Origin of the sequence: Sporichthya sp., assembly GCF_013815995.1 — a bacterium.
Taxonomy (GTDB): Bacteria; Actinomycetota; Actinomycetes; order Sporichthyales; family Sporichthyaceae; genus Sporichthya.
Genome location: NZ_JACDFE010000004.1, coordinates 1 through 21,587, shown reverse-complemented (window position 1 = coordinate 21,587; position 21,587 = coordinate 1). Strand labels below are relative to the sequence as shown.

General features: G+C 67.2%; 22 protein-coding genes, 1 tRNA gene and 2 pseudogenes. 10 read left to right on the top strand and 15 right to left on the bottom strand.

Annotated features, from left to right (window positions below; all coding sequences use genetic code 11):
* The 8 genes and pseudogenes from H0X00_RS01035 to H0X00_RS01000 all read right to left on the bottom strand — a co-directional run bounded on the left by H0X00_RS01035 (nt 1) and on the right by H0X00_RS01000 (nt 7,920).
* Nucleotides 1-1,041: an LLM class flavin-dependent oxidoreductase gene (locus tag H0X00_RS01035; RefSeq protein ID WP_293766687.1), complete on the bottom strand. Its 1,041-nt coding sequence runs from the start codon at nt 1,039-1,041 to the stop codon at nt 1-3.
* A gap of 64 nt (nt 1,042-1,105) precedes the next feature.
* Nucleotides 1,106-2,686 (bottom strand): acyl-CoA carboxylase subunit beta, encoded by a 1,581-nt coding sequence (locus H0X00_RS01030; protein WP_293766686.1) that lies wholly within the window; start codon nt 2,684-2,686, stop codon nt 1,106-1,108.
* Nucleotides 2,687-2,758: 72 nt separating this feature from the next.
* Entirely contained in the window at nt 2,759-3,526 is a 768-nt protein-coding gene (locus tag H0X00_RS01025; RefSeq protein WP_293766685.1) for an enoyl-CoA hydratase-related protein, read from the bottom strand.
* Nucleotides 3,523-3,843, bottom strand: coding sequence for a hypothetical protein (locus H0X00_RS01020; protein ID WP_293766684.1), 321 nt, complete (start codon nt 3,841-3,843; stop codon nt 3,523-3,525). The genes H0X00_RS01025 and H0X00_RS01020 overlap by 4 nt, the downstream gene beginning before the upstream one ends.
* Nucleotides 3,830-5,221 carry an acyclic terpene utilization AtuA family protein gene (locus H0X00_RS01015; RefSeq protein WP_293766682.1) on the bottom strand — a complete coding sequence of 464 codons (1,392 nt, stop codon included), beginning with the start codon at nt 5,219-5,221 and terminating at the stop codon, nt 3,830-3,832. The genes H0X00_RS01020 and H0X00_RS01015 overlap by 14 nt, the downstream gene beginning before the upstream one ends.
* Nucleotides 5,221-5,577 carry a hypothetical protein gene (locus H0X00_RS01010; RefSeq protein ID WP_293766680.1) on the bottom strand — a complete coding sequence of 119 codons (357 nt, stop codon included), beginning with the start codon at nt 5,575-5,577 and terminating at the stop codon, nt 5,221-5,223. Before H0X00_RS01010 ends, H0X00_RS01015 begins: the two co-directional genes overlap by 1 nt.
* A gap of 98 nt (nt 5,578-5,675) precedes the next feature.
* Nucleotides 5,676-6,575, bottom strand: a pseudogene (locus H0X00_RS01005) (biotin carboxylase N-terminal domain-containing protein); the annotation flags it as partial.
* Nucleotides 6,576-6,615: 40 nt separating this feature from the next.
* Complete coding sequence (locus tag H0X00_RS01000) at nt 6,616-7,920, bottom strand: cytochrome P450 (protein WP_293766678.1); 1,305 nt, start codon at nt 7,918-7,920, stop codon at nt 6,616-6,618.
* Nucleotides 7,921-8,103: 183 nt separating this feature from the next.
* Here H0X00_RS01000 and H0X00_RS00995 point away from each other — a divergent pair, with 183 nt between their 5' ends.
* On the top strand, nt 8,104-8,748 hold the full coding sequence (locus H0X00_RS00995) for a TetR family transcriptional regulator (protein ID WP_293766676.1): 645 nt from the start codon (nt 8,104-8,106) through the stop codon (nt 8,746-8,748).
* Nucleotides 8,749-8,822: 74 nt separating this feature from the next.
* Here the strand turns inward: H0X00_RS00995 and H0X00_RS00990 are convergent, their stop codons facing one another.
* From H0X00_RS00990 to H0X00_RS00975, 4 genes are all read right to left on the bottom strand, one after another.
* Nucleotides 8,823-9,344: a LuxR C-terminal-related transcriptional regulator gene (locus H0X00_RS00990; protein ID WP_293766674.1), complete on the bottom strand. Its 522-nt coding sequence runs from the start codon at nt 9,342-9,344 to the stop codon at nt 8,823-8,825.
* A 9-nt stretch (nt 9,345-9,353) separates the two neighbouring features.
* A complete protein-coding gene (locus H0X00_RS00985; protein ID WP_293766672.1) occupies nt 9,354-9,797 on the bottom strand; it encodes an excisionase family DNA-binding protein in 444 nt (147 codons plus the stop codon).
* A 417-nt stretch (nt 9,798-10,214) separates the two neighbouring features.
* Complete coding sequence (locus tag H0X00_RS00980; RefSeq protein WP_293766670.1) at nt 10,215-11,009, bottom strand: nucleotidyl transferase AbiEii/AbiGii toxin family protein; 795 nt, start codon at nt 11,007-11,009, stop codon at nt 10,215-10,217.
* A gap of 95 nt (nt 11,010-11,104) precedes the next feature.
* A complete protein-coding gene (locus H0X00_RS00975) occupies nt 11,105-11,704 on the bottom strand; it encodes a type IV toxin-antitoxin system AbiEi family antitoxin domain-containing protein (RefSeq protein ID WP_293766668.1) in 600 nt (199 codons plus the stop codon).
* A 590-nt stretch (nt 11,705-12,294) separates the two neighbouring features.
* Here H0X00_RS00975 and H0X00_RS00970 point away from each other — a divergent pair.
* The gene (locus tag H0X00_RS00970; protein ID WP_293766665.1) at nt 12,295-12,894 is read left to right on the top strand and encodes a DUF6088 family protein; all 600 of its coding nucleotides are present in this window, start codon (nt 12,295-12,297) and stop codon (nt 12,892-12,894) included.
* A complete protein-coding gene (locus H0X00_RS00965) occupies nt 12,894-13,850 on the top strand; it encodes a nucleotidyl transferase AbiEii/AbiGii toxin family protein (protein ID WP_293766662.1) in 957 nt (318 codons plus the stop codon). Before H0X00_RS00970 ends, H0X00_RS00965 begins: the two co-directional genes overlap by 1 nt.
* 77 nt (nt 13,851-13,927) lie before the next feature.
* Here the strand turns inward: H0X00_RS00965 and H0X00_RS00960 are convergent, their stop codons facing one another.
* Together H0X00_RS00960 and H0X00_RS00955 are read right to left on the bottom strand one after the other, a co-directional pair.
* Nucleotides 13,928-14,527 (bottom strand): type IV toxin-antitoxin system AbiEi family antitoxin domain-containing protein, encoded by a 600-nt coding sequence (locus tag H0X00_RS00960; protein WP_293766660.1) that lies wholly within the window; start codon nt 14,525-14,527, stop codon nt 13,928-13,930.
* Nucleotides 14,528-14,836: 309 nt separating this feature from the next.
* Nucleotides 14,837-14,911: transfer RNA gene (locus H0X00_RS00955), tRNA-Ile, on the bottom strand.
* A 284-nt stretch (nt 14,912-15,195) separates the two neighbouring features.
* Between H0X00_RS00955 and H0X00_RS00950 the strand changes: the two genes are divergently transcribed.
* The 5 genes from H0X00_RS00950 (at nt 15,196) to H0X00_RS00930 (ending at nt 17,518) form a co-directional block, all read left to right on the top strand.
* Entirely contained in the window at nt 15,196-15,468 is a 273-nt protein-coding gene (locus H0X00_RS00950) for a type II toxin-antitoxin system Phd/YefM family antitoxin (protein ID WP_293766658.1), read from the top strand.
* Entirely contained in the window at nt 15,469-15,873 is a 405-nt protein-coding gene (locus H0X00_RS00945; RefSeq protein WP_293766656.1) for a type II toxin-antitoxin system VapC family toxin, read from the top strand. It begins immediately after the preceding gene.
* A gap of 163 nt (nt 15,874-16,036) precedes the next feature.
* A complete protein-coding gene (locus H0X00_RS00940; protein ID WP_293766654.1) occupies nt 16,037-16,393 on the top strand; it encodes an Rv2640c family ArsR-like transcriptional regulator in 357 nt (118 codons plus the stop codon).
* Nucleotide 16,394: 1 nt separating this feature from the next.
* A complete protein-coding gene (locus H0X00_RS00935) occupies nt 16,395-17,108 on the top strand; it encodes an aquaporin (RefSeq protein WP_293766652.1) in 714 nt (237 codons plus the stop codon).
* The gene (locus H0X00_RS00930) at nt 17,105-17,518 is read left to right on the top strand and encodes an arsenate reductase ArsC (RefSeq protein WP_293766650.1); all 414 of its coding nucleotides are present in this window, start codon (nt 17,105-17,107) and stop codon (nt 17,516-17,518) included. Before H0X00_RS00935 ends, H0X00_RS00930 begins: the two co-directional genes overlap by 4 nt.
* A 27-nt stretch (nt 17,519-17,545) precedes the next feature.
* Here the strand turns inward: H0X00_RS00930 and H0X00_RS23580 are convergent.
* Nucleotides 17,546-17,728: pseudogene (locus tag H0X00_RS23580) on the bottom strand (potassium-transporting ATPase subunit KdpA); the annotation flags it as partial.
* A gap of 399 nt (nt 17,729-18,127) precedes the next feature.
* On the opposite strand from H0X00_RS23580, the gene H0X00_RS00925 reads away from it, so the two are divergent.
* Both H0X00_RS00925 and H0X00_RS00920 read left to right on the top strand, forming a co-directional pair.
* Nucleotides 18,128-20,107 (top strand): APC family permease, encoded by a 1,980-nt coding sequence (locus tag H0X00_RS00925; RefSeq protein ID WP_367186378.1) that lies wholly within the window; start codon nt 18,128-18,130, stop codon nt 20,105-20,107.
* A 142-nt stretch (nt 20,108-20,249) separates the two neighbouring features.
* A complete protein-coding gene (locus H0X00_RS00920) occupies nt 20,250-21,521 on the top strand; it encodes a TrkH family potassium uptake protein (protein WP_293766645.1) in 1,272 nt (423 codons plus the stop codon).
* Nucleotides 21,522-21,587: the final 66 nt, after the last annotated feature.

The following is a 21,587-nucleotide window of genomic DNA, read 5'->3' as shown; positions in this document are numbered from 1 at the left end:
TCAGACCACCGCCTGCGACTGCGCGACCATCGCGATTAGCGAAAGCAGGTTCTCCTCGACCCGTTCGGCCGCGATGTTGTGCGTCGGCGCGTAGATGATCGTGTGGTCGAGCACGCCGTCGTACCGTTTGAGGCCGGTCATCACTTGCTCGGCGGTCCCTGCCACCGCCAACTCGTCGATCATGGGATCGGTGACGGCCCGGCGCATCGCTTGCAGATCTCGGGCGGCGAAGGCCTCGCGGATCTGCGCGGCCTCCTTGCCGAAGCCTCCGGCGGAGAGCACCCCGTGGTAGGACTTGACCGAGGAGTAGAACCCGATCTGGTTTGCCGCCTCGTCACGCGCCCGTTCCTCGTCATCGTGGATCACCGAGATGATCATGCTCGTGACCGCCACATCCTCCGCGGCCCGGCCGGCGTGATCCGCGCCCCGGGCGACAGCCGGGCGCACGACCTCCTCGAGGTATTTCGGCGAGCAGATGGGGTGCGCGATGAGTCCGTCGGCCACCCGCCCGGCACTCTCGATCATCCGGGGGTTAACTCCGGCTGTGTAGATCGGCAGGCGGGCACTCAACGGCGGCGGGGTGTTCTCGATGGGCCGGAACTTCAACCGGTAGAAGCGGCCCTCGTGGTCGATCGGTGCCTGGTGGACGTTCCACAGTTTCCGCAGCAGGCCCACAAGCTCTTCCATCCGGACGGCCGGGGCGTCGGGGTCGAGCCCGTGCCATTCGGAGATCATCCGGCGGGTGCCGTTGCCCAGCCCGAGAACGAACCGACCGCCCGAGAGCTCGTCCAGGTCACGAGCTTCCGCGTTCATCGTCAGCGGGCTGCGTCCGACCCCGTAGGTGATCGCCGAGCCGAGTTTGCAACGCCGAGTCACCCCGGCCATCGCGGCCAAGGCGATCGTCGCCGAGCGGTTGAACAGCTCGCTCGTCCAGGTCGTGTCGAGGCCGGCTTCGTCCGCGGCGCGCGCGATCCGTAGCGTGCCTGCGATGTCGGGGGCGAACGCCGAGAGTCCCAGCGTCGCCGGGGTGGCGTGTGTCATCGTTTCCTCTAATCATTTCGGGCGCCCAGCGGGTCACCGGCGGGGGTCGGGATGAGCGGGTGTCTCAGCCGCGAATCACGGCATGGTGGCGCTGTGCAAGGGGGCGGGCTTTGCCCGAGTAGTGAGCGAAGCGTCCGATCAACTCGTCCCGCAGCTGTTCGGCGGGGGTCACGGCGTCGACGTAGAACGCCGAGGCGACGCGGAAGATGTCGAGGTCGACCCCGTATTCCGCGCGCTTGCACTCGACGAACGCCGCCCGTTCCTCGAGGTCCTCGATTGCTTCGATCTTGTTGGCGTAAATGGCGTTGACCGCCGGGTCCGCACCCATGATCGCCATCCGACCCGTGGACAGCGAGATGATCGCGTCCGGGTCGAAGGTGGCCCCGGACATCGCCAGATAGGCGGCGCCGTAAGCCTTTCGCACCACTACACAGATGCGTGGAACGGTGCACGCCGCGATCGCGGACAGGTACTTCGCGCCGTGGCGGATGATTCCGGCACGCTCGACCTGTTGGCCGACCATGAACCCAGGGGTGTCCGCTAGGAACAGCAGCGGCAGGCCGTAGGCGTTGCACAGCTGTACGAACTGCGCGCCCTTGTCAGCGCTGTCGCTGGTGAGGATCCCGCCCTTCTGTTTGGGCTGGCTCGCTACGACGCCCACCGCCCGCCCGTCGAGCCGCGCGAAGGCCGTGATCAGTTCCTTCGCGAACCGGTCGCGGTGCGGGAAGATGCTGCCCTCGTCGAACAGAGCCCTCATCAGCTCGTACATGTCGAACGGGATTCGCTCCAGCGGGGGAACGATCTCGGTGATGGAACGGCCTTGGACCGGGGGCAGCGGCGGCGCCGGCGGTGGACTGTCCTCCCAGTGCTGGGGCAGGTAGGACAGGTAGCGGCGCGCGATCGCCAGCGCCTCCTCGTCGTCCTTTGCCAGGTAGTCGCCCAGGCCACTGACCCGGCAGTGCATCCGGGCGCCGCCCATCTCCTCGGCGGTGACCTGCTCGCCGGTGGCCATGGCCACCATCCGTGGTGAGCCGAGGAAGGCGCTCGCGTTGCCATCGACCATGATCGTCGCGTCGCAGAACGCGGGGATGTAGGCGGCGCCGGCCGGCGAGGGGCCGAACAGGATGCAGATCTGCGGTATGTGGCCAGAGGTCCTGCACTGGTTCCAGAAGATGCGCCCGGCGTGCTGGCGGTCGACGAACAGGTCGAACTGCTCATCCAGGCGTGCACCGGCGGAGTCCACGAGGAACAGCAATGGGCAACGGGCGCGCAGCGCCTGCTCCTGGATGCGCGTGTATTTCCGGATCGTCTGGCGGCCCCAGGCCCCGGCTTTGACGGTCGGGTCGTTCGCGATCACGCATACCGAGCGGCCATCGATGCGTCCGATCCCGGTGACGACCGCGTCGGCGGCGAGGTTGTCGTCGAGCGTGCGGGCGAGTAACCCGTCCTCGATGAACGAGCCGGGATCGAGGAGCAGTTCCAGCCTCGTCCGCACCGGCAGCTTGCCCTGCGCAGCGCTGGCCAGCTGATACTTCGGACCACCACCGGCCCGGGCCCGCTCGGAGCGGTCGAAGAGTTCGGTTTCCAACGCGTGTGTGGGCGCGGACGTGGATGCGGTGTCCCTGGACATGGCGTCGTTGGACATGGGCATTCCTTTCGTGTGCGGCGATCCGGGGCTGAGAGTCCGGAGCGGGCGGGCTCGGCCGTCAGCGCCGGGCTATCGGCCGACCCAGGACGGTGCTCGGCGCTCGGTGAACGCGCGGGGTCCTTCTTGTGCGTCCTGGCTGAGGTACACCGGTTCGTAGAGTGCGTCGGCCATGTCCAGACCATCCCGCCAGCCGTGTTCGGCGGATGCGTAGACCATTGCCTTGCCGGCCCGCACCGAAAGTGGAGCGTTGGCCGCGATCTGCTCGCCGAGTGATTGGGCTGCGGCTCTCAGCTCCGCGGCTGGGACCACCCGATTGACCAACCCGATCTCGAAGGCGCGCGTCGCGCCGATCGGTTCGGCTGTGAGAAGCAGCTCGAGCGCGGCCCGTGGTGGAATCATCCAGGGCAGCGGCGCGGCCCAGGGTGCGCCGCGGCCCCAGCGGGCCTCGGTGATGCCCAAGCGGGCGTGGTCGGCAGCCAAGCACAGATCACACATCTGGGCGAGCAGAAAGCCTCCGCCGTAGGCGATTCCGTTGACGGCGGCGATCACCGGCTTGTCGAGCTTTACGTCGCGCTGCAGATGAGGCATGAAGCCTGGCGGTGGGACCGAGATCCCCAGCTCCGCCATCTCCTTGAGGTCTCCTCCGGAGCAGAACGCCCGGTCGCCCGCGCCGGTCAGGACAAGGACATGAGCTGCGTCGTCCGCCGCGCAACGGGCGAAACCCTCACGCAAACCGTCGCGCACCCCCTTGCTCAGGGCGTTGTGGGATTCGGGACGATTGATGGTCAGCCAGGCCACACCGTTCTGACGTTCGTAGAGGACAGCCGCGTCGCTCACTGGAGTGCCTCGCCCTCGCGCAGCGGCATCCGGGACAGGATCGTGCACATCGACTTACCGGTGGCGTCGAAACGAAGAGTTCGGGTTGCGCCGCCGCCCAGCGCGCCGTACATGACGATCTGGAAGGCCTCCAGGTTCGGCATGGGATACACCGTGATCGGCCCCTGAACCAGCTCACCCATGTGCGCGGCGATCGCCTCGGGTAGCAACTCCTGCGCGAGACGCGAGTAGGCGTCGGCATCGCGGGCAAGCACAACGACATTAGCGATATCGCCCTTGTCCCCGGATCGGACGTAGGACAGGTCATGTACGCGCATGCTGCAACTCCCTGGCGCTGCTGACGGTGACGGCCTCGTCGATCAGGCTGCGCGGGACGAGGGTGGGCCACAGTGCGATCACCTCGCGCACCGGCGAGGGCGCGCCGAACGCTGTGCCGACCGGTCCGGCGGTCGCGGGCAGCAGCAGCGCACGTCGGGCGACTTCCGCTTCGGCCTTGGTGCGCGTCTTGACGACCATCCGGAAGTCGACCTCGTTGGGCTCGTAGCCGGGATCGGGCGCCGCTGAACCCGCGAGCGCGTTGACACCGACGCGGTCGTAGCGCTGCTCGAGTGGGGTGACCCCGATGTACTCCAACCGCCTGCGTACGAGTTCCTCGCACCAGTCGGCCTTCTCCAGCGCGTCGGGCCAGGAGATAAGGGCGCGGCTCTCGGCGATGAATCCGTCCTGGTAGCCGATCTGGACCTTGAGTGTGTCCGGTCGCTCGCGGCCGGTCATGCCGATCAGACGCACCTGGTCCGGGCCGACCTCGGTGACCCGCACGCCGCCGAGGTCGACGATCGCGTCCGGGAGTAGATAGGAGTGTGGGTCGTGGACCTCGTAGAGGAGGTGTTCCTTCACCGTCCACCGGTTGATGAGCCCGCCGGACCCCTTCACCTTCTCGATGGTGGCGGTGCCGTCGGCGGCGACCTCCGCGAGCGGGAATCCGAGCCGCCAAACGTCCTTCGCGTGGCGCCACTGGGACGACATTCCGCCGGAACAGAGTCCGGCGCATTCGAGCACGTGACCGATCGTGAGGGCGGCGCCGATGCGTTCCCAGTCGTGGGCGGTGAAGGTCCAGCCGAAGTGGTGCATGAGCGGTCCGCAGTACAGCGCCGAATCCGCCAAGCGCCCGCCGAGCACGACGTCCGCGGCGTCGCCGAGGGCCGCGATGATGCCGTCCGAGCCGGTGTAGGCATGGGCTGCGACTACTCGGTCGGCGATGCGGTCGATGTCCTGCTCGCCGGTTTCGAGGTTCGCGAACCGCCAGCCGTCGCGGCGGATCCCTTGGATGCGGTCGGTCAGGTCGTCGCCTTCGATTACCCCGATCCGCAGCTCGGGATGTCCAAGTTCGAGCGCTACCTCGGCGATGGCGTGCGCACCGGCCGGTGGGTTCGCGCCGCCGCCGTTCGTGATGATCTTCACGCCGTTGCGCGTCGCGGCGGGGAGAACCTGCCGGATCATCGGCGCCAGGTCGGTGATGTATCCCGCGCCGGGGTTACGGATCTTGCGGCGTTGCAGGATCGACATCGTCAGTTCGGCCAGCAGGTCGAAGCACAGGTAGTCGATGCGTCCTTCGTTGGCGAGCTCGACTGCCGGGTCGATCATGTCGCCCCAGAACCCTGAACCCGCTCCGATCCGGCAAGGTGCGTCGGTCATCAGGCGTACTCCCAATCTCCGGCCAGGAGCTCTTCGAGCGATTCGGTGTGGAAGACGCCGTCGCGGAACTTGTCCCAGCCGACGATGCGGCGGTGCAGCTCCACGGTGGAGGCCACCCCTTGGACGGTGAGTTCCGCCAGGGCGCGTCGCGCCCGGGCGAGCGCCTGCGACCGGTCCGGTGCCCAGACCATCACTTTGGCCAGCAGCGAGTCGTAGTACGGCGGTATTTCACGCCCGGATTCGAACCCGGTGTCCACCCGCACGCCTGGGCCTGTGGGTAGCCGCAGCAGAGAGAGCGTTCCCGGGGATGGGAAGAACTTCTTCTTTGGGTTCTCGGCGTTGATCCGGAACTCCATCGCCGACCCGCTTGCCACGATCGCGTTTGGGTGAATCCGAGCGGGAGGCCTGCCGCGATCCGTAGCTGCGCGGTGACCAGGTCCACGCCGGTGACCAGTTCGGTGATCCCGTGCTCGACCTGGATGCGGGCGTTTACCTCGATGAAGTAGTAGTTCCAGGTGTCGGGGTCGACGAGGAACTCCACGGTCCCGGCTCCAAGGTATCCGACCTCGGCGGCAAGTCGCGTGGCCGCGGCGCCGAGTTCGTCACGCAGCTGTTGGGGCAGGCCCGGCGCGGGGGTCTCCTCGACCAGTTTCTGGCGTCGGCGCTGCAGCGAGCATTCCCGCTCACCGAGGTGTACGATGTTTACCCCGTCCGCCAGGATCTGGATCTCGATGTGCCTGGCCGGGGAGATGGCCTTCTCCACGAACAGGCCGCCGTCGCCGAACGCGGCCTGTGCCTCCCGTGCCGCCGCCTCGAACGCGGCGGGCAGTTGGTCGGGAGCGTCAACCCGGCGGATCCCTCGGCCGCCGCCGCCGGCGGCTGCTTTGAGCAGCACCGGGAAGCCGACGTCGGTGGCGTACTGCAGTGCCTCCTCGGCGTTCTGCAGCCGGTCGCTTCCGGGCGCCACCGGCACCTGGGCCTTCTGTGCGGCCACCCGGGCCGAGACCTTGTCGCCCACGGTCGCGATCACCTCCGGCGACGGCCCGATGAACGTGATGCCGACCTGCGCGCAGGCCTGCGCCAGCTCCGGGTTCTCGGAGAGGAATCCGTAGCCCGGGTGCACTGCGTCGCAGTTGGCTCCGATGGCCGCGTCGACGATCCGGGAGATGTCGAGGTAGCTGTCCTTGGCCGGTGCGGGCCCCAGCAGCACCGACTCATCGGCCAGCTCGACGTGCAGCGAGCCGGCGTCGGCCTCGGAGTACGCCGCGACCGAGATGATGCCCAAGTCGCGGCAGGCCCGGATCACCCGAACCGCGATCTCGCCGCGGTTGGCCACCAACACCTTACGCAGCATCAGATCCCCCGCAGCGGCCGTGCAGAGGAAGGGGTCCCGCTCAGACCGTGCATGGCAGGCGCTTGACGATGTTGAAGAAGTTGCTCTCCGTCATCACCGGCGTTCCGGACCGAATGTCGGGGCACCGGGTCAACAACTCCGTGAAGATCGCCTGGAGCTGGGTCCGGGCGAGCTGGTTACCCAGGCAGTGGTGGATCCCGCCGCCACCGAAACTCAGGTGCGGGTTCGGTGAGCGGGACAGGTCGAGCTCCCATGGACGGTCGAACCGGCGAGCGTCCCGATTGGCCGAGGAGTAGAACATCACCACCTTGTCGCCCTTGGTGATCTGGCGGCCCCGCCACTCCACATCGCGGCTGGCGGTCCGGCGGAACGTCATGATGGGGCTGGCCCAGCGCAGGATCTCCTCGACCGCACCGGGAACGCGCCCGGGGAGATCCTCGAGAAGCCACTTCCGCTGCTCGGGGAACTCCGTCAAGGCCGCCAGGCCGTGACTGGTCGACTGACGGGTTGTGTCGTTGCCCGCGATGGTCAACAACATGAAGAACGAACCGATCTCGAAGTCGGTGAGCTGCTGGCCGTCCACCTCGGCTGCCGCTAGCGCTGAGACCAAATCGGGACCGGGATTCTTCCGTCGCTCGGTGGCCAGCCGGATGGCCAGGCCGTGGCAGTATTCGACGGCTCTGATGAGCGCTCCGGCCATCTCCGCCTTGGTGGCCCCGGCGATCTCCGGGTCGTTCCACGACATCGCGACCATCGTGTGGTGAGCGGCTTCCTCACGCTCAGCCTGCGGCACGTCCATCATGTCGTTGATGTTGTTCATCGGCATCAGCGCTGCGCATTCGGCGACGAAATCGGCATGACCACCGTTCGCGGCCGCCTTCGCCACCAGGTTCTCCACCGCCAGCTTGGCGTTGGTCTGAATCTGTGTGTTGAGCCGCCGCATCTGCTTCGGGGTGAACACACCCGAGATCAACCGACGCAACGTCGCATGACGGGGCGGGTCGATCGCGATGATCGACTGGGCACCGTCGAGAAAGATCTGCGGCAGGTTCTCCATCGTCGTACCCGGGCCCGACAGGAAGTCCTGGTGATTCTTCGTCACCGCGACCACATCCTCGTGGCGGGTCATCGCCCAGAATCCGAAGTCCTCGGGCTCGGGCAGTAGCTGGTCCTCGAACGGGCGATGCCAGGTGATCGAGGGACTGTCCCGCAACACCGCGTAGCTCTTGTCCCGCTCAAAATCGCTCTTGTCCCAGAACGCCCGCGAGGACAAGTCCACCTCGTCGTATGGGCGCTCTGGGTTGCCGCTGGTGAAGATCAGCGACCCGGTGGGCGTACTGGTCATCATCGCTCCCTTACCGCGTTGTATGGGTTGCGAGCGAACTCCGGGTGACCCGTGGATCTCGGTCGTTCGCCGCGACGAACGGGCTGGTCCCGATCGTCGGCGTGTGCTGCCGGTCACACGAAGTATGTACATACGACCCTCTGTTGTCTAGCACGTGGGCGTCAAACCTTTTATTGTCCATCTATGGCAACTGCGCTCGCTCTGTGTCCAATGGTTGGGACGTGGGAGAATGCGCCTGTGACCGTGGTGCAAGGAACCCAGGCCCAGCGGATAGCGCGCCAGAAGCGCGAAGAGTTGCTGGACGGGGCGATCGCTGAGCTCGTCGAGCACGGCTGGCGCGGATTGCAGATGCAGTCGGTGGCCAAGCGAGTCGGGGTGAGCCGCCAGACGATGTACAACAGCTTCGACGGACGCGAGGGACTCGCGGCCGCGATGATCGAGCACCTGTCGAACAGCTTCCTCGACGGCTTCGAGATGTCATTCCTCAGCAAGGACGAGCCGGTCGAGCAGTGGCGGGCGGGTATCCACTACCTACTGCGGCGTGGGTCAGAGGACCCCGCGCTGCGCACGATGCTCGGCGCCGGCGCCGGTAACCAGTTCCTCGAGCTACTCACCAGCGGTTCGGGCAGTATCGTGACCCACACGCGGCCCCGCATGACCGAAATCGCCGAGCTTCACCAGCCCGGCCTGGACCACGAACACCTGCTGTCGGCGGTGGAAACCATCATCCGCATGGTCTTGAGCAACATCGTGCAGTCGATGGAGTCCCTCACACGCATCGCCGAGGACCTGACCGGGATGATCACGGGGTTCCTCAAGGTCTCTTAGGGACTGGCATTCAGCGACTGAGGACGTACGTGCCGGGAATTCCTGCTGTCAAAAACCTCCCAAGAATGGCGCTCTCAGCGCTGGCCCGTCCCCCGTTCGATCTGTGACCAAAACGCCGCCGCCTCGGCTCGATTCGCTGCCCCGAGCTTGCGCAAGATGCTCTGCACATGGCTTTTCACCGTGCCCTCGGTAATCGACAGGCGGCGCGGGATCCGAGCGTTGGTTTCACCCCGGGCCATCCACTGCAATACGCAATCTGCCGGCGGGTGAGCGCGGGTACTGATCCATCCGGCATCGCAAGTCGGCGCGGACGCGGATTCGGTGGGGCGTCGGTGCGACAACGACATCGCCTCAATGAGCGAGTCCGGCAACGTACTCAACGCGCCGGGCAGGGCCTGGTTGAGCAGGTCGAGACGTCGGCGGATCGCGGCCGGGTCCAGGTCCGGCCGCAAGGACAGGTTGCGTTCGACCTCGTCGAAGATCTGCGGTGACCAGTGCGGACGGAACAGCCGGTGGGTGGCCATGGATGCGAAGGAGTCGGTGACCTCGATGCCGTACAAGACATTCCCATCGAGCACGACGACGTAGCCCGTCATCTGCGGCCTCTACCGGTCGTAGAGACCGAGATCCTCGCCCTGCTCCGACAGCGCAGCCAAGGCCGCTTCGGCTCTCGCATCGGTGCGGTCCCGGTAGGCCAGGACGTCAGCGAGCCGGAGCCGGCGATGCGTACCGACCATGTGGAACGCCAACTCCCCGGCCCCCAGTTGCTTGATCAGGAACGGGCGGCTCACGTTCAACAGCGCCGCCGCCTCTACCGTCGTCAGCTCGGCGTGCATCGGGATAACCGTGATCCCGTTGCCGGCCTTGAGCTGGTCGATGATCGAGACCAACAGGTCGTGGATGCCGCGTGGTAGCTCCATTGCATCCCCGTCGGGCCCTACCAACCGCGGCGTCTGCCCGACCCGCCGAACCGGCTCCAGGAATCGTTCGAACGCCGCCAACTCGCTCAAAGCGAGCTGGCCCGGGCGGACCTCAAGAACCTCCGACATGACCCCAGAGTAAGACTCAACCGCAATAGTGCAACGCCTTCGGCACGCACCGCACCACGCCGCCCAGCCGACGACGCCCCTTCCCGCTCCACGGATAGCTCCACGCGACGCCCGCCCCAGAATCCCCTGGTCACCACCACCTCTGGCATCTCCAGGACGCCACGGCATCGCGATTTGCGCAATCCCTTGCTCAGAAGGGCTCAACACTGCAAACGCAGGCAATTCCAGCACCCCATAGGCGACCAGTGGGGCGGGCGAGGCTCGAACTCGCGACCGAAGGATTCTGAGACCCCCGGATCGAGGCCTCCAGGGCTACTACCTGCATCTATGGCATCAGCCCGTCTTGCTCCAGACGCCTACAGCCTCTGCAGTTGGCTCCATTTCGCTCCACGAATTGCTCCACGCCGGGGCTGGGTCTCATCGCTGCCAGGACCGGCGAGCGGGGTCCCAGACCTGCCCTGTCGCGTGACCGCTTATGGCCGGATCCGCGAATGCGATCACGGCGTCGAGCACGTCGGCGAAGTTCTCGGGCAACCGGTCGGTGAGGCGTTGTTTACGCACCCAGGCGACCCACTTGGTTTGCCCGATAGCGCGGTAGCTCGCCAGGAGAACGCCGAGGGGCGCCATGCGTGCTCCTCGGTGCTCGGCGACCGTGCGCAGCGAGCGGTCGAGTTCAGTCCCGTCAATGTTGTGACGACCACTCAGAAGGTAGATGTCTGCGAAGTCACGCCAGCGTGTGCTCGTATCGCCTCGCTGTACCGCGGTGACGATCTTCTCCGCGAACACCATCGGTAGGGAATAGCCGAGCACGGTGATCGACCCGCCCAACAGCCGCGGGACCTCCACCGGACCGGGTACGGGCCAGACCGCGTCGCCGACGTTGACATCGACGTCAAACGGAATCACAGCGCTCGCGAGCACGCAGGTGAGCTTGACGCGGACCCCCGAGTACTCGTCCTCGTCACGGATCGTGCGGGCACTCGCTCCGGCCGTGTCGTAGGCCAGGCCATCCTCCCGGCCCAGCCCCGCGATCTCGCGCACCATCCTGAGCACGGTGGCGGTGTCGTTGGAGCTCGCGGCAGTGTGAAGGTCCACATCCCGGGTGGGCCGACGGGTGCCGTATGCGGCCAGCAACACCCCGCCCTTGAGGACCATGTCGCCGGCCCGATTCGAGACGCTGAGCCGGTCCAGAAACCCCTCCAGCGCGTACAACGCGAGCAGCTCCTGCGTCGATCGATTCTCACGCGCAGACAGGGCTTGCAGGTCCCGGTACGCACGACCCGCCACCGTCGCCCGCGACGGGCCACTCACAGCAGGATCGCCAACGCCGACCGCAACGGCGCGAGGACCCGCGGCCAATACGCCGCAAACGCCATCAACTCCGAGGGCTGGGAGCCGCGCTGGCGCAGCCACTCCTTCAACGCGTCGATCGCGAGCTCATGGCCCTCAGTTCTGCGGGTACGGAACGCGTCGATGATGCAGCGCTGCGGCGAGTACAAACCGATCGCCGTGCCCACTTCCAACACCAAGGTGCCGCGGCCGAGGTCGAACGTCTCAGGTGCGAAGAAGTGCCATTGCGCATGTGCACCGGCCGGCGCCCGCGTCCCCCGCGGTAGCGCGATGTCCGGCGCGGCCGGGATCGCATCACTGAGGCCGTGATGGGCCAACGCCGTGGCCAGACAGAGCGTTGCGCGCGGCGCCGCCCTGGCCGCCGTGATCAGATCCAGGTCGACCGGAGCCGCATCAGTGCGTCGGTAGAGGCCCCTACGCAACGCCATCAACTCCCCCTCATCGAGCAACCGGTACAGGCCGTGCCGGCTCAAACCGGCCTCGGCCGCCTGCGCGAGAGTGAATGTGCCAGGCAGGTCCGACAGCGCGGCCGAAAGATCTGCAGGTGGCCGGGACACCGGGGACTCCTTCCAGAAACGATCAGATCTATCGTATACACTAGAGCTCTAATGTCAACGTTTCATCTGATAACCTGGGCAGGCGACCCGCGCGCACACCCGAGCCGTCGTCGAGACCGAGCTTCTCGGCCTGTGCCCCGAAAATTCCGCTCCACGGATAGCTCCACGCGACGCCGCCCCAGAAATCCCCTGGTCACCACCACCTCCGGCATCTCCAGGACGCCACGGCATCGCGATTTGCGCGAATCCCTTGCTCAGAAGGGCTCAACACTGCAAACGCAGGCAATTCCAGCACCCCATAGGCGACCAGTGGGGCGGGCGAGGCTCGAACTCGCGACCGAAGGATTATGAGACCCCCGGATCGGGGCCTCCAGGGCCTCTACCTGCATCTACGGCTTCAATCCGTCTTGCTCCGCACGCCTACAACCTCTGCGGTTGACTCCATTTCGCTCCACGAATAGCTCCACGCGATTACGACGCCTGGCCCTCGAGCATCCGGGACTGGCGGCGTCTCCGTGCCCCCATCGACGAGGTTGCTCGGGCGCAAGAACCCTCCCGTTTCTGCCAGCTTTCCGGTAGTGTTTCCTGGCATGAAGACGCTCGGATCTGAGTCTGCTGCCGGCGCTGCCCGGGCGCGGGTCCAGCACGCCCGAACTGAGACGTTCTTCCGTCGCCGGGACTTCGCCGGCGGCGACCGGGCCGTCGAGTCCGCGCTGAGCCGCCTCGCGGCCGCGGGTGAACTGATCCGGGTGCGCCGCGGCCTGTACTGGCGGGGCAAGAAGACCCGCTTCGGCATGACCCGCCCCTCGGTTCTCGAGGTCGCCGTGGCCGTCTGCGGTCCGGGAGCCGGCCCGTCCGGTGTCGCCGCCGCCCACCTTCTCGGCCTGACCACCCAGGTCCCCGCCACTGTCGAGGTCGCCGTACCCGGCAAAGTTCCTGAGCCGATGCCGGGCGTGCGTTTCCGTTCCCGCCCCTACTCCCGGCGCGAGCACCGCCTCACCCCCGCGGAGGTCGCCGTGATGGAGATACTGCGCGACCCAGACTCGGCCGAAGCCACCTGGCCCCAGGTCGCCGAGCGCATCCGTGACCTCATCGCCGACGGCACCGTCCGAGCCCACGTGCTCGACACCCAGGCCACCAACGAGCCACGGGTGCAGGCCCGCGAGCGTTGGGCGACGGTCGCCGCCTGATGCCAGTTGCCCTCGTCACCGATCCCGACGCTGTGGCCGCGTTGTCCGCCTCGGTGGCGGACCAGATCGGAATTCCCGCCGAGCACGTCGAGAAGGATTTCTGGGTAACCGAGGTTCTGCGCGGGGTGACCCGGGCCGCCCAGGCGGCGGGCGTGGAGGTGGTGTTCAAGGGCGGCACAAGCCTGTCCAAGGCGTTCTCGTTGATCCAGCGGTTCTCCGAGGACGTAGACATCCTCGTCATCCTGTCCACCGATCACAGCGCCGGCGCGCGCGACCGCATCCTCAAGGGACTCATCGACGGCGCGGTCCGCGCCACCACCCTGGATGCGAAGCCCGTTCCGGAGGCGACCTCAAAAGGCGCCAAGCGCGGCGCTCGATTCCACTACCGTCCGCGACCCGACACCACCCTGGGTGGCCTGTCCTCCGGGGTGTTCCTCGAACTCGGCTCTCGCGGTGGCGGACTGCCCTCGACACCAACGGCCGTCGCGTCCTTGCTCGCTCAACACGCCGCCAACCAGATCGAGGGAACGCCCGAAGCGGAGCCGGTCCACGTACGCGTCCTGGCCCCGTGCCGGACCCTGGTCGAGAAGCTCGTGTTGCTGCACACCGCGCACACCTCGCCGGACCCCAAGGCCGCGATCCGCGGTGCACGGCACTACTACGACGTGCACCAACTCCTGGCGCGCCCGGAGATTGTCGCCGACATCGGCGAGCACGGGATCGCGATCCTGGCCCGCGATGTCTGCACCTACTCCCACGCCGCGGACATGCCCGCCAGGCCCAGGCCAACCGGAGGATTCGCGGCCAGCCCGGCGTTCACCGACAGCCCTCACCTCGCCGCCGCGCGAGCCGAGTACGACCAACGAGTCCTCGCCCAACTCGTCTGGCCCACCGCAAACCGGCCGAGCTTCGACGCCTGCATGGAGGCCGTACACCGCAGCCGTGAGCTGCTCTGATGCGGTGTCACCTCCACGACTGACGCTAGGTCAGAATAATCCCAGCGCTGGGACGCGGTTCTGGCCCAGCCATCCGCTCACAGCAGGATCGCCAACGCCGACCGCAACGGCGCGAGGACCCGCGGCCAATGCGCCGCGAACGCCATCAACTCCGAGGGTTGGGAGCCGCGCTGGCGCAGCCACTCCTTCAACGCGTCGATCGCGAGCTCATGGCCCTCAGTTCTGCGGGTACGGAACGCGTCGATGATGCAGCGCTGCGGCGAATACAGACCGATCGCCGTGCCCACTTCCAACACCAAGGTGCCGCGGCCGAGGTCGAACGTCTCAGGTGCGAAGAAGTGCCATTGCGCATGTGCACCGGCCGGCGCCCGCGTCCCCCGCGGTAGCGCGATGTCCGGCGCGGCCGGGATCGCATCACTGAGGCCGTGATGGGCCAACGCCGTGGCCAGACAGAGCGTTGCGCGCGGCGCCGCCCTGGCCGCCGTGATCAGATCCAGGTCGACCGGAGCCGCATCAGTGCGCCGGTAGAGGCCCCTACGCAGCGCCATCAGCTCCCCCTCATCGAGCAACCGGTACAGGCCGTGCCGGCTCAAACCGGCCTCGGCCGCCTCAGCGAGAGTGAATGTGCCAGGCAGGTCCGACAGCGCGGCCGAGAGATCGGCAGGGGGGCGGGACACCGGGACTCCTTCTAGAAACGATCAGATTTATCGTATACACTAATGCTCTAATGTCAACGTTTCATCTGATCATCTGGGCGAGCGGTCGGGCCCACACCCGAGCGGTCGTCGAGACCGAGTTCCTCGGCCGGTGCCCCCGAAAATTCCGCTCCACGGATAGCTCCACGCGACGCTCGCCCCAGAATCCCCTGGTCACCACCGCCTATGGCATCTCTAGGACGCCACAGGCACCGCAATTTGCACGAATCCCTTGCTCAGCAGGCCGAACACTGCGAACGCAGGCAACCACAGCAACCTGTAGCCACCCAGTGGGGCGGGTGGGACTCGAACCCACGAACCGGAGGATTATGAGTCCCCTGCTCTAACCAGCTGAGCTACCGCCCCAAGCATGCATTTGCGCTGGTAGGACGCTTGCGACCACCTCCTGTCTCACCACTGACGGTCCGCATTGGCTGCTCCTGCCAGATACGTGCCAGATCGGTGCCGATGATTCTTGCCGGGCCTGGCCGAGCCGGTCTGCCACGGTCGTGTCGCCGCCGGTCTTCGGGCGAGCGTAGTGCCGGGTGCGCCTACTGCGCGGACCGCCCGCGGACCAGGCCGAACGCCGTAATGGCTGGTAGAGACGCCGTACCCGGCGATGTAGTAACGAGACGTAGTACATTGGTACGGTGACTGAAGTTCCGGTGCGCGAGCTGAATCAGAACACCGCGGGTGTGCTGGCGCGGGTCAAGCGCGGTGAGTCGATCAACGTGACCGAGCGCGGGGTCGTCATCGCCCGCCTGGTCCCGGCCCAGCCGCACCCGCTGGCCGAGCTGATCGCCTCCGGGCGGCTGCACCCGGCCACCATCGGCGGGCCGGCGCCACGTCCGGTCGGGCCTGTCCGCGACACCGACGAGGCCGGGGAGCTGCTGCGGCAGCTGCGGGACGACGAGCGGTACTGAGTGCTCTATCTGGACACCGCTGCGCTGGTGAAACTGGTCCGTCGCGAGGCGGAGTCTGAGGCACTGGCGGACTGGCTCGACGAGCGCGGCGGGGCCGCACGGGTCGCCTCGATGCTGGTCGAGGTGGAGCTGCCCCGCGCCATCATGCGGGTCGAACCGACGCTTCTCCAGGCAGTGCCGGCGGTGCTGGCCCGCCTGGACCGATACGAGATCGACGAGGTAGTCCGGGCGGCAGCCGCCGCCATGCCCGACCCGCTGCTGCGCACTCTCGACGCAATCCACCTGGCGACCGCCAGCTCGATCTTCGGGGCCGGGCTGGAAGCGTTCGTCAGCTACGACCACCGCCTTCTCGATGCCGCCGACCTTCTCGGGCTGCCGATCGCCAGCCCGGGCCGCCCGTCCTGACCGGCGGTTCGGACCTGGGATCCACTGATCTCGGCGCTCACGTCGGTTCCTCCACGGCTCAGCTTCTTCGACATTCATCGAAGGAGGTAAACCGGGCGGCAAGATTCGACGTTCGTCAAGAGTTTGCTTGACATACGTCGAAGAAGCACGGAGCGTGACAGCCATGCCGAAGCCCCTGCCCGTACTCGACACGACCTCAGCGGTCCGCTGCTCCCCGATCGCCGCCGGCGTCGTGGACGCGCAGTCCGCCCTGGAGATCGCCCTGCGCCTCAAAGCCCTCGCGGACCCGGTGCGCGTCCAGCTGATGAGCCTCCTCCTCGCCGAGCGCGAACCCGGGGTGTGCACCTGCGACCTCGCGCCCGCGGTCGGGCTGTCCGAGGCCACGATCAGCCACCACCTCAAGCAACTCCGTGACGCCGGGCTGATCGAAGGACGCAAGAAGGGCACCAACACCTACTACCGGCCGGTGCTGGAGAACCTCGGCGCTCTGTGCCGGGTCATCGACCCGACCTGCTGCTGAGATGCCGAACCCCCTTGCCCGCAAACTGCTCGCCGAACTGATCGGCAGCGCGCTGCTCGCCGCGACCGTGGTCGGCTCCGGCATCTCGGCCGTGCGCCTCACCGATGACGTGGCCCTGCAGCTTCTGATCAACGCCGTGATCACCGGTGCCGCCCTGGTCGCGCTGATCCTGGCACTAGGCCCGGTCTCGGCGGCGTTCAATCCGGTGGTCACCCTGGTCGAGCGCGTCCTCGGCGCGATCGACAACCGCACCGCCGTCGCGCTGGCCACAGCCCAGACCGCCGGGTGCTGCGCCGGCGTCGTGCTGGCCAATCTGATGTACGACCTCTCGGCCGTGACGGTCAGCGAACACGAGCGCACGGGTGCGGACCTTCTCCTCGGCGAGGTCATCGCGACCTTCGGCCTGGTTGTGGTCATCTTCGGCGTCGTTCGCAGTGGGCGGGGCAGCTCGGTCGCCTACGCCGTCGGCGGCTACATCACCGCGGCGTACTGGTTCACCTCCAGCACCAGCTTTGCCAACCCCGCGATCACGATCGGGCGAACCCTGAGCGACACCTTCGCCGGCATCGACCCGACCAGTGTCCCCGCGTTCGTCCTCGCCCAACTGCTCGGCGGCGCGCTCGCTCTGGGCGCGGTGCTGGCCCTGTATCCCAACGCCAAGGCCGTCGCCGCGGACGTCGCTGCGGCCGGCGATCCCACGGAGGTTCCCCGATGAGTGACGTCCGCCCGATCGTCCTGTTCGCCTGCGTCCACAACGGCGGGCGCAGCCTCGCCGCCAAAGTTCTGACGGAGCATCACAGCGGTGGCCGTGTTGACGCCCGGTCAGCTGGCAGCGAGCCCGGCGATGCGCTCAACCCGGTCGTCGTGCAGGTCCTGCACGAGCGCGGCCTCGGCACCGACGGCGAGCACCCCAAGCTGCTGACCCCGGACGGCGTCGCCGAGGCCGACGTCGTCGTCACCATGGGCTGCGGCGAGACTTGCCCGATCTTCCCCGGCAAGCGCTACGAGGACTGGTCCCTGGACGACCCCAAGGGCCAGGACCTGGACACCGTGCGGCGCATCGTCGACCAGATCACAGCGCGGGTGCGGACGCTGCTCACCGAACTCGGGGTGCCCACCAGCTGATCGCGCCCCGCGAGCTGTGAACGCGTAGGCGCTCCACCGCTGTTCGGCCTGTGGGTCGACGCCGATCGCGCGGTAGATCCCGCGCTCGACGCGCAGGTGCCGCGTCGAGGTGTAGACGCGGTACATGTAGTCCCCGAGCGGTCGGAAGCAGAGCGCATGGGCGAGCACGAGCGAGCCGAGGAACACGACGCCGGCGCCGGTGGAGGTCATCAGAACCGCTCCACCCCCGCACCACCACGTCGAGGAGGACGAACACCCCGACCGTCAGGCCGAGAAACATCAGGTCTCGCATCGCTCCGCTCGCTTCCGTCTGGTTCGCCCGGGAGGGCGACACCAGCTACGAAAGCGCGGGTTCAGGCAGTGTCCGGCACTTCTTGACGGGATCGCTACGCCGCGCCCGAAGATCAGGACGCGTTCCCGACGTCCACGCGGGCGGCGAGAGATCTCACGCCGCGAAGAGAGTGAGCGCCGCAGGTGTTAAGGACGCGTCAAGATCGCGAGCTCAGTTGCTAGAGCGGCGTTAGGGGGCGCATTCCGCGGCGGTCGGACGTATTGACTGGGGCGGTGAGAGTCCTCCAGCTGCCAAAGCGGCTCTTGTTGGGCCGGCCGATGCGATCGGACAGGCTTGGCGAGACCCTGCTTCGCAAGCGCATCGCGCTCCCGATTTTCGCCTCGGACCCGCTCAGTTCGGTGGCGTACGCACCGCAGGAGATCTTCCTGGTCCTGTCGATCTCCGGGATCGTGTACTTCCAGTACACGATGTGGTTCGCCGTGGCTGTCGCGGTCCTGATGGCCACCGTGGTCGCCTCCTACCGACAGAACGTGCACGCCTACCCCAGCGGTGGCGGCGACTACGAGATCGCGATGAAGAACCTGGGCCAGACCGGTGGGCTCACGGTGGCGAGCGCGCTGCTGGTCGACTACGTGCTCACCGTCGCGGTCTCGGTCGCGGCCGGCGTGGACAACCTGGGCTCCGCGATCGGCTTCGTCGGTGAGCACAAGGTGGGGGTGGCCCTGGGAATCATCGTGTTGTTGACGTTGGTGAATCTGCGCGGAGTCAAGGAGGCCGGGACGGCGTTCGCGATCCCGACCTACGGATTCGTCTTGGGCTTGTTCGTGCTGATCGGGTGGGGCCTCTTCAAGGCGATTGTGCTCGACGACGAACTGCGAGCCCCGACCGCGGACTACGAGGTTGTGGCTGAGGAGGTCGGCCTGGCCGGGTTCGCCCTGGTGTTCCTGATGATGCGTGCCTTCGCTTCCGGTTGCGCGGCACTGACCGGTATCGAGGCGATTGCCAATGGCGTGCCCGCGTTCCGCGAGCCGAAGAGCAAGAACGCCGCTACCACGCTGCTGGTGATGGGCACCATGGCGGTGACGATGTTCGCCGGCCTGGTGGCGCTCGGCGTACTCAGCGACTTGAAGGTGGCCGAGCACCCGGAGACCGACATTCTGATCAACGGGATGCCGGCTGGGCCGGACTACCACCAGGACCCCATCATCGCCCAGGTCGCCTCCGCGGTGTTCGGCGACGGCTCGTTCGCCTTCGTGTATTTGACCGCGGTCACCGCGTTGGTTCTGTTCTTTGCCGCGAACACTGCCTACAACGGCTTCCCCCTGCTCGGCTCAGTGCTGGCGCAAGACGGGTTCCTGCCCCGCCAGCTCCGTCAGCGCGGCGACCGCCTCGCCTACAGCAACGGCATCGTTCTGCTCGCGGTGGCCGCGGGAGCGCTCGTGTACGCGTTCGACGCCGAAGTCACCAAGCTGATCCAGCTTTACATCATCGGGGTCTTCGTCTCCTTCACCCTCGGCCAGACCGGCATGGTCCGGCACTGGACCCGGCTGCTGCGCACTGAAACTGAGCCGAACGCACGGACCAAGATGAAGCGCGCCCGGGTGATCAACTCGGTCGGACTGTTCTTCACGGGGTCGGTCCTCGTCATCGTGCTCATCACCAAGTTCACTCACGGCGCCTATCTCGTGGTGATCGCCATGCCGATCCTGTTCCTGTTGATGAAGGGGATCCGGGCTCACTACGACTCGATAGTCGTCGAGCTCACCCCGCCTCCGGCCGGCGTCACGCTACCCAGCCGGATCCACGGCGTGGTGCTGGTCTCCCGCCTGCACACGCCCGCGTTGCGGGCGCTGGCTTTCGCCCGCGCCACCCGCCCGGACACCCTCATCGCGCTCACCGTTCAAACCTCTCCCGAGTCAACCCAGCACCTGCTTCGGGAGTGGGCTGACCGAGATGTGCCCGTACCTCTCACCGTCCTCGATTCGCCGTATCGGGACGTGATCGGCCCGATCCTGGACCACGTTCGCGGCATTCGGCGCACCTCGCCGCGCGATGTGGTCTGCGTGTTCATCCCCGAGTACGTCGTCGGCCGGTGGTGGGAGCAGGTGCTGCACAACCACACTGCGCTGCGGCTCAAGGCCCGCCTGCTCTTCCAACCCGGGGTCATGGTTACCAGCGTGCCCTGGCAACTCGGGTCGGCCGAGTCGCTGGAGGCGCGACGCACGCCTGGCGGCGACCTGCCAGCGGCGGAGCGGGACTCGACCACCGGCACAGCCGCTCATGACGTCCTGGATTAGGCGCCCGCCCCGGTGGGGTGTTTCGGCGGGCGAGTACGTGAGGTCCGGGTCCACACGGCGAAGCCCCAAGGATGGAACCCTGAGTGAGTGGTTCCGCAACCACCCGGCACGGGCGATCGCCGGCGCGTTCGCGGCAGCCGACGTGGCCGGAACCCTGTTGCTGTCCTTGCCGGTGGCCACCGAAGAGCCGGGCCGGGCAAGCGTGCTCGACGCCCTGTTCACCGCCACATCAGCGGTATGTGTGACCGGGCTGACCACGGTCGACACCGGCGGGCACTGGTCGACCTTCGGGGAACTCGTCATCCTCGCCCTCATCCAGATCGGCGGTCTGGGGATCATGACGTTGGCGACCCTGGTCGCGCTGATCGTGGTGGGGCGGGTGGGCCTGCGGTCACGGCTGGTCGCACAGGCCGAGACGCGAGCCGCGCGGGCGCCGGACGTACGCACAACCATGCGGAACGTCGTGCTGTTCAGCCTCGCATTCGAGTCGATCGCCGCGGTCCTGCTTTCCATCCGCTTCGCGACCGCTGGGGGCCTTCCAGCATCAACGGCGGCCTACCACGGCGTCTTTCACGCCGTGTCCGCCTTCAACAACGCGGGCTTCGGCCTCTACCCCGACAACATGGTCCGCTACTCCGGCGACGTGTGGGTGTGCTCCGTGCTGTCCGCTGCCGTCATCGCCGGCGGCCTGGGCTTCCCCGTCGTGTTCGAACTCGCCCGGCGCTGGCGCCGACCAAGATCGTGGTCGATCCTCACCCGGGTCACGCTCTGGACCACGGCCGCGCTGCTTGTGGTCGGCGCGGTGGCGTGCACCACCGCGGAATGGTCGAACCCGGACACGCTTGGCCCCCTGGGAGTACCGCAGAAACTGCTCGCGGGCTCCTTCACCGGCGTGATGCCCCGTACGGCCGGATTCAACACTCTCGACGTGTCCGCCATGACCTCGGAGACGTGGCTGGTCACCGACATCCTGATGTTCATCGGCGGGGGCAGTGCCGGTACGGCGGGTGGGATCAAAGTCACCACCTTCGCCTTGCTCGGGGTGATGATCTGGGCGGAGGTTCGAGGCAACCCGGCGGTCGAGGTCGGTCTACGCCGCGTCCCTGCATCGACTCAGCGCCAAGCGCTGTCGGTGGCACTGCTCGGCATAGGCCTGGTGTTGACCGGGACGATGGCGATCCTCGCAGTGAGCCCCTACGACCTGGAGCGCGTGCTGTTCGAGGCGACCTCGGCCTTCGCCACCGTCGGTCTCACCACCGGGATCACTGCCGCACTGCCCGCCAGCGCACAGTTGATCCTCATCGCGCTGATGTTCGCCGGCCGCGTTGGCCCCTTGACCGTGTTCTCTGCACTGGCCGCGCGCGAGCGCGATCGGCTCACTGAACTGCCCGAGGAGAATATTCCAGTCGGCTGACGGAGGTAGGCGGATCAAGCACAGGTCCGTTCTCACCAACAGGTCGGAGCGGCCGCGCAGGATGCC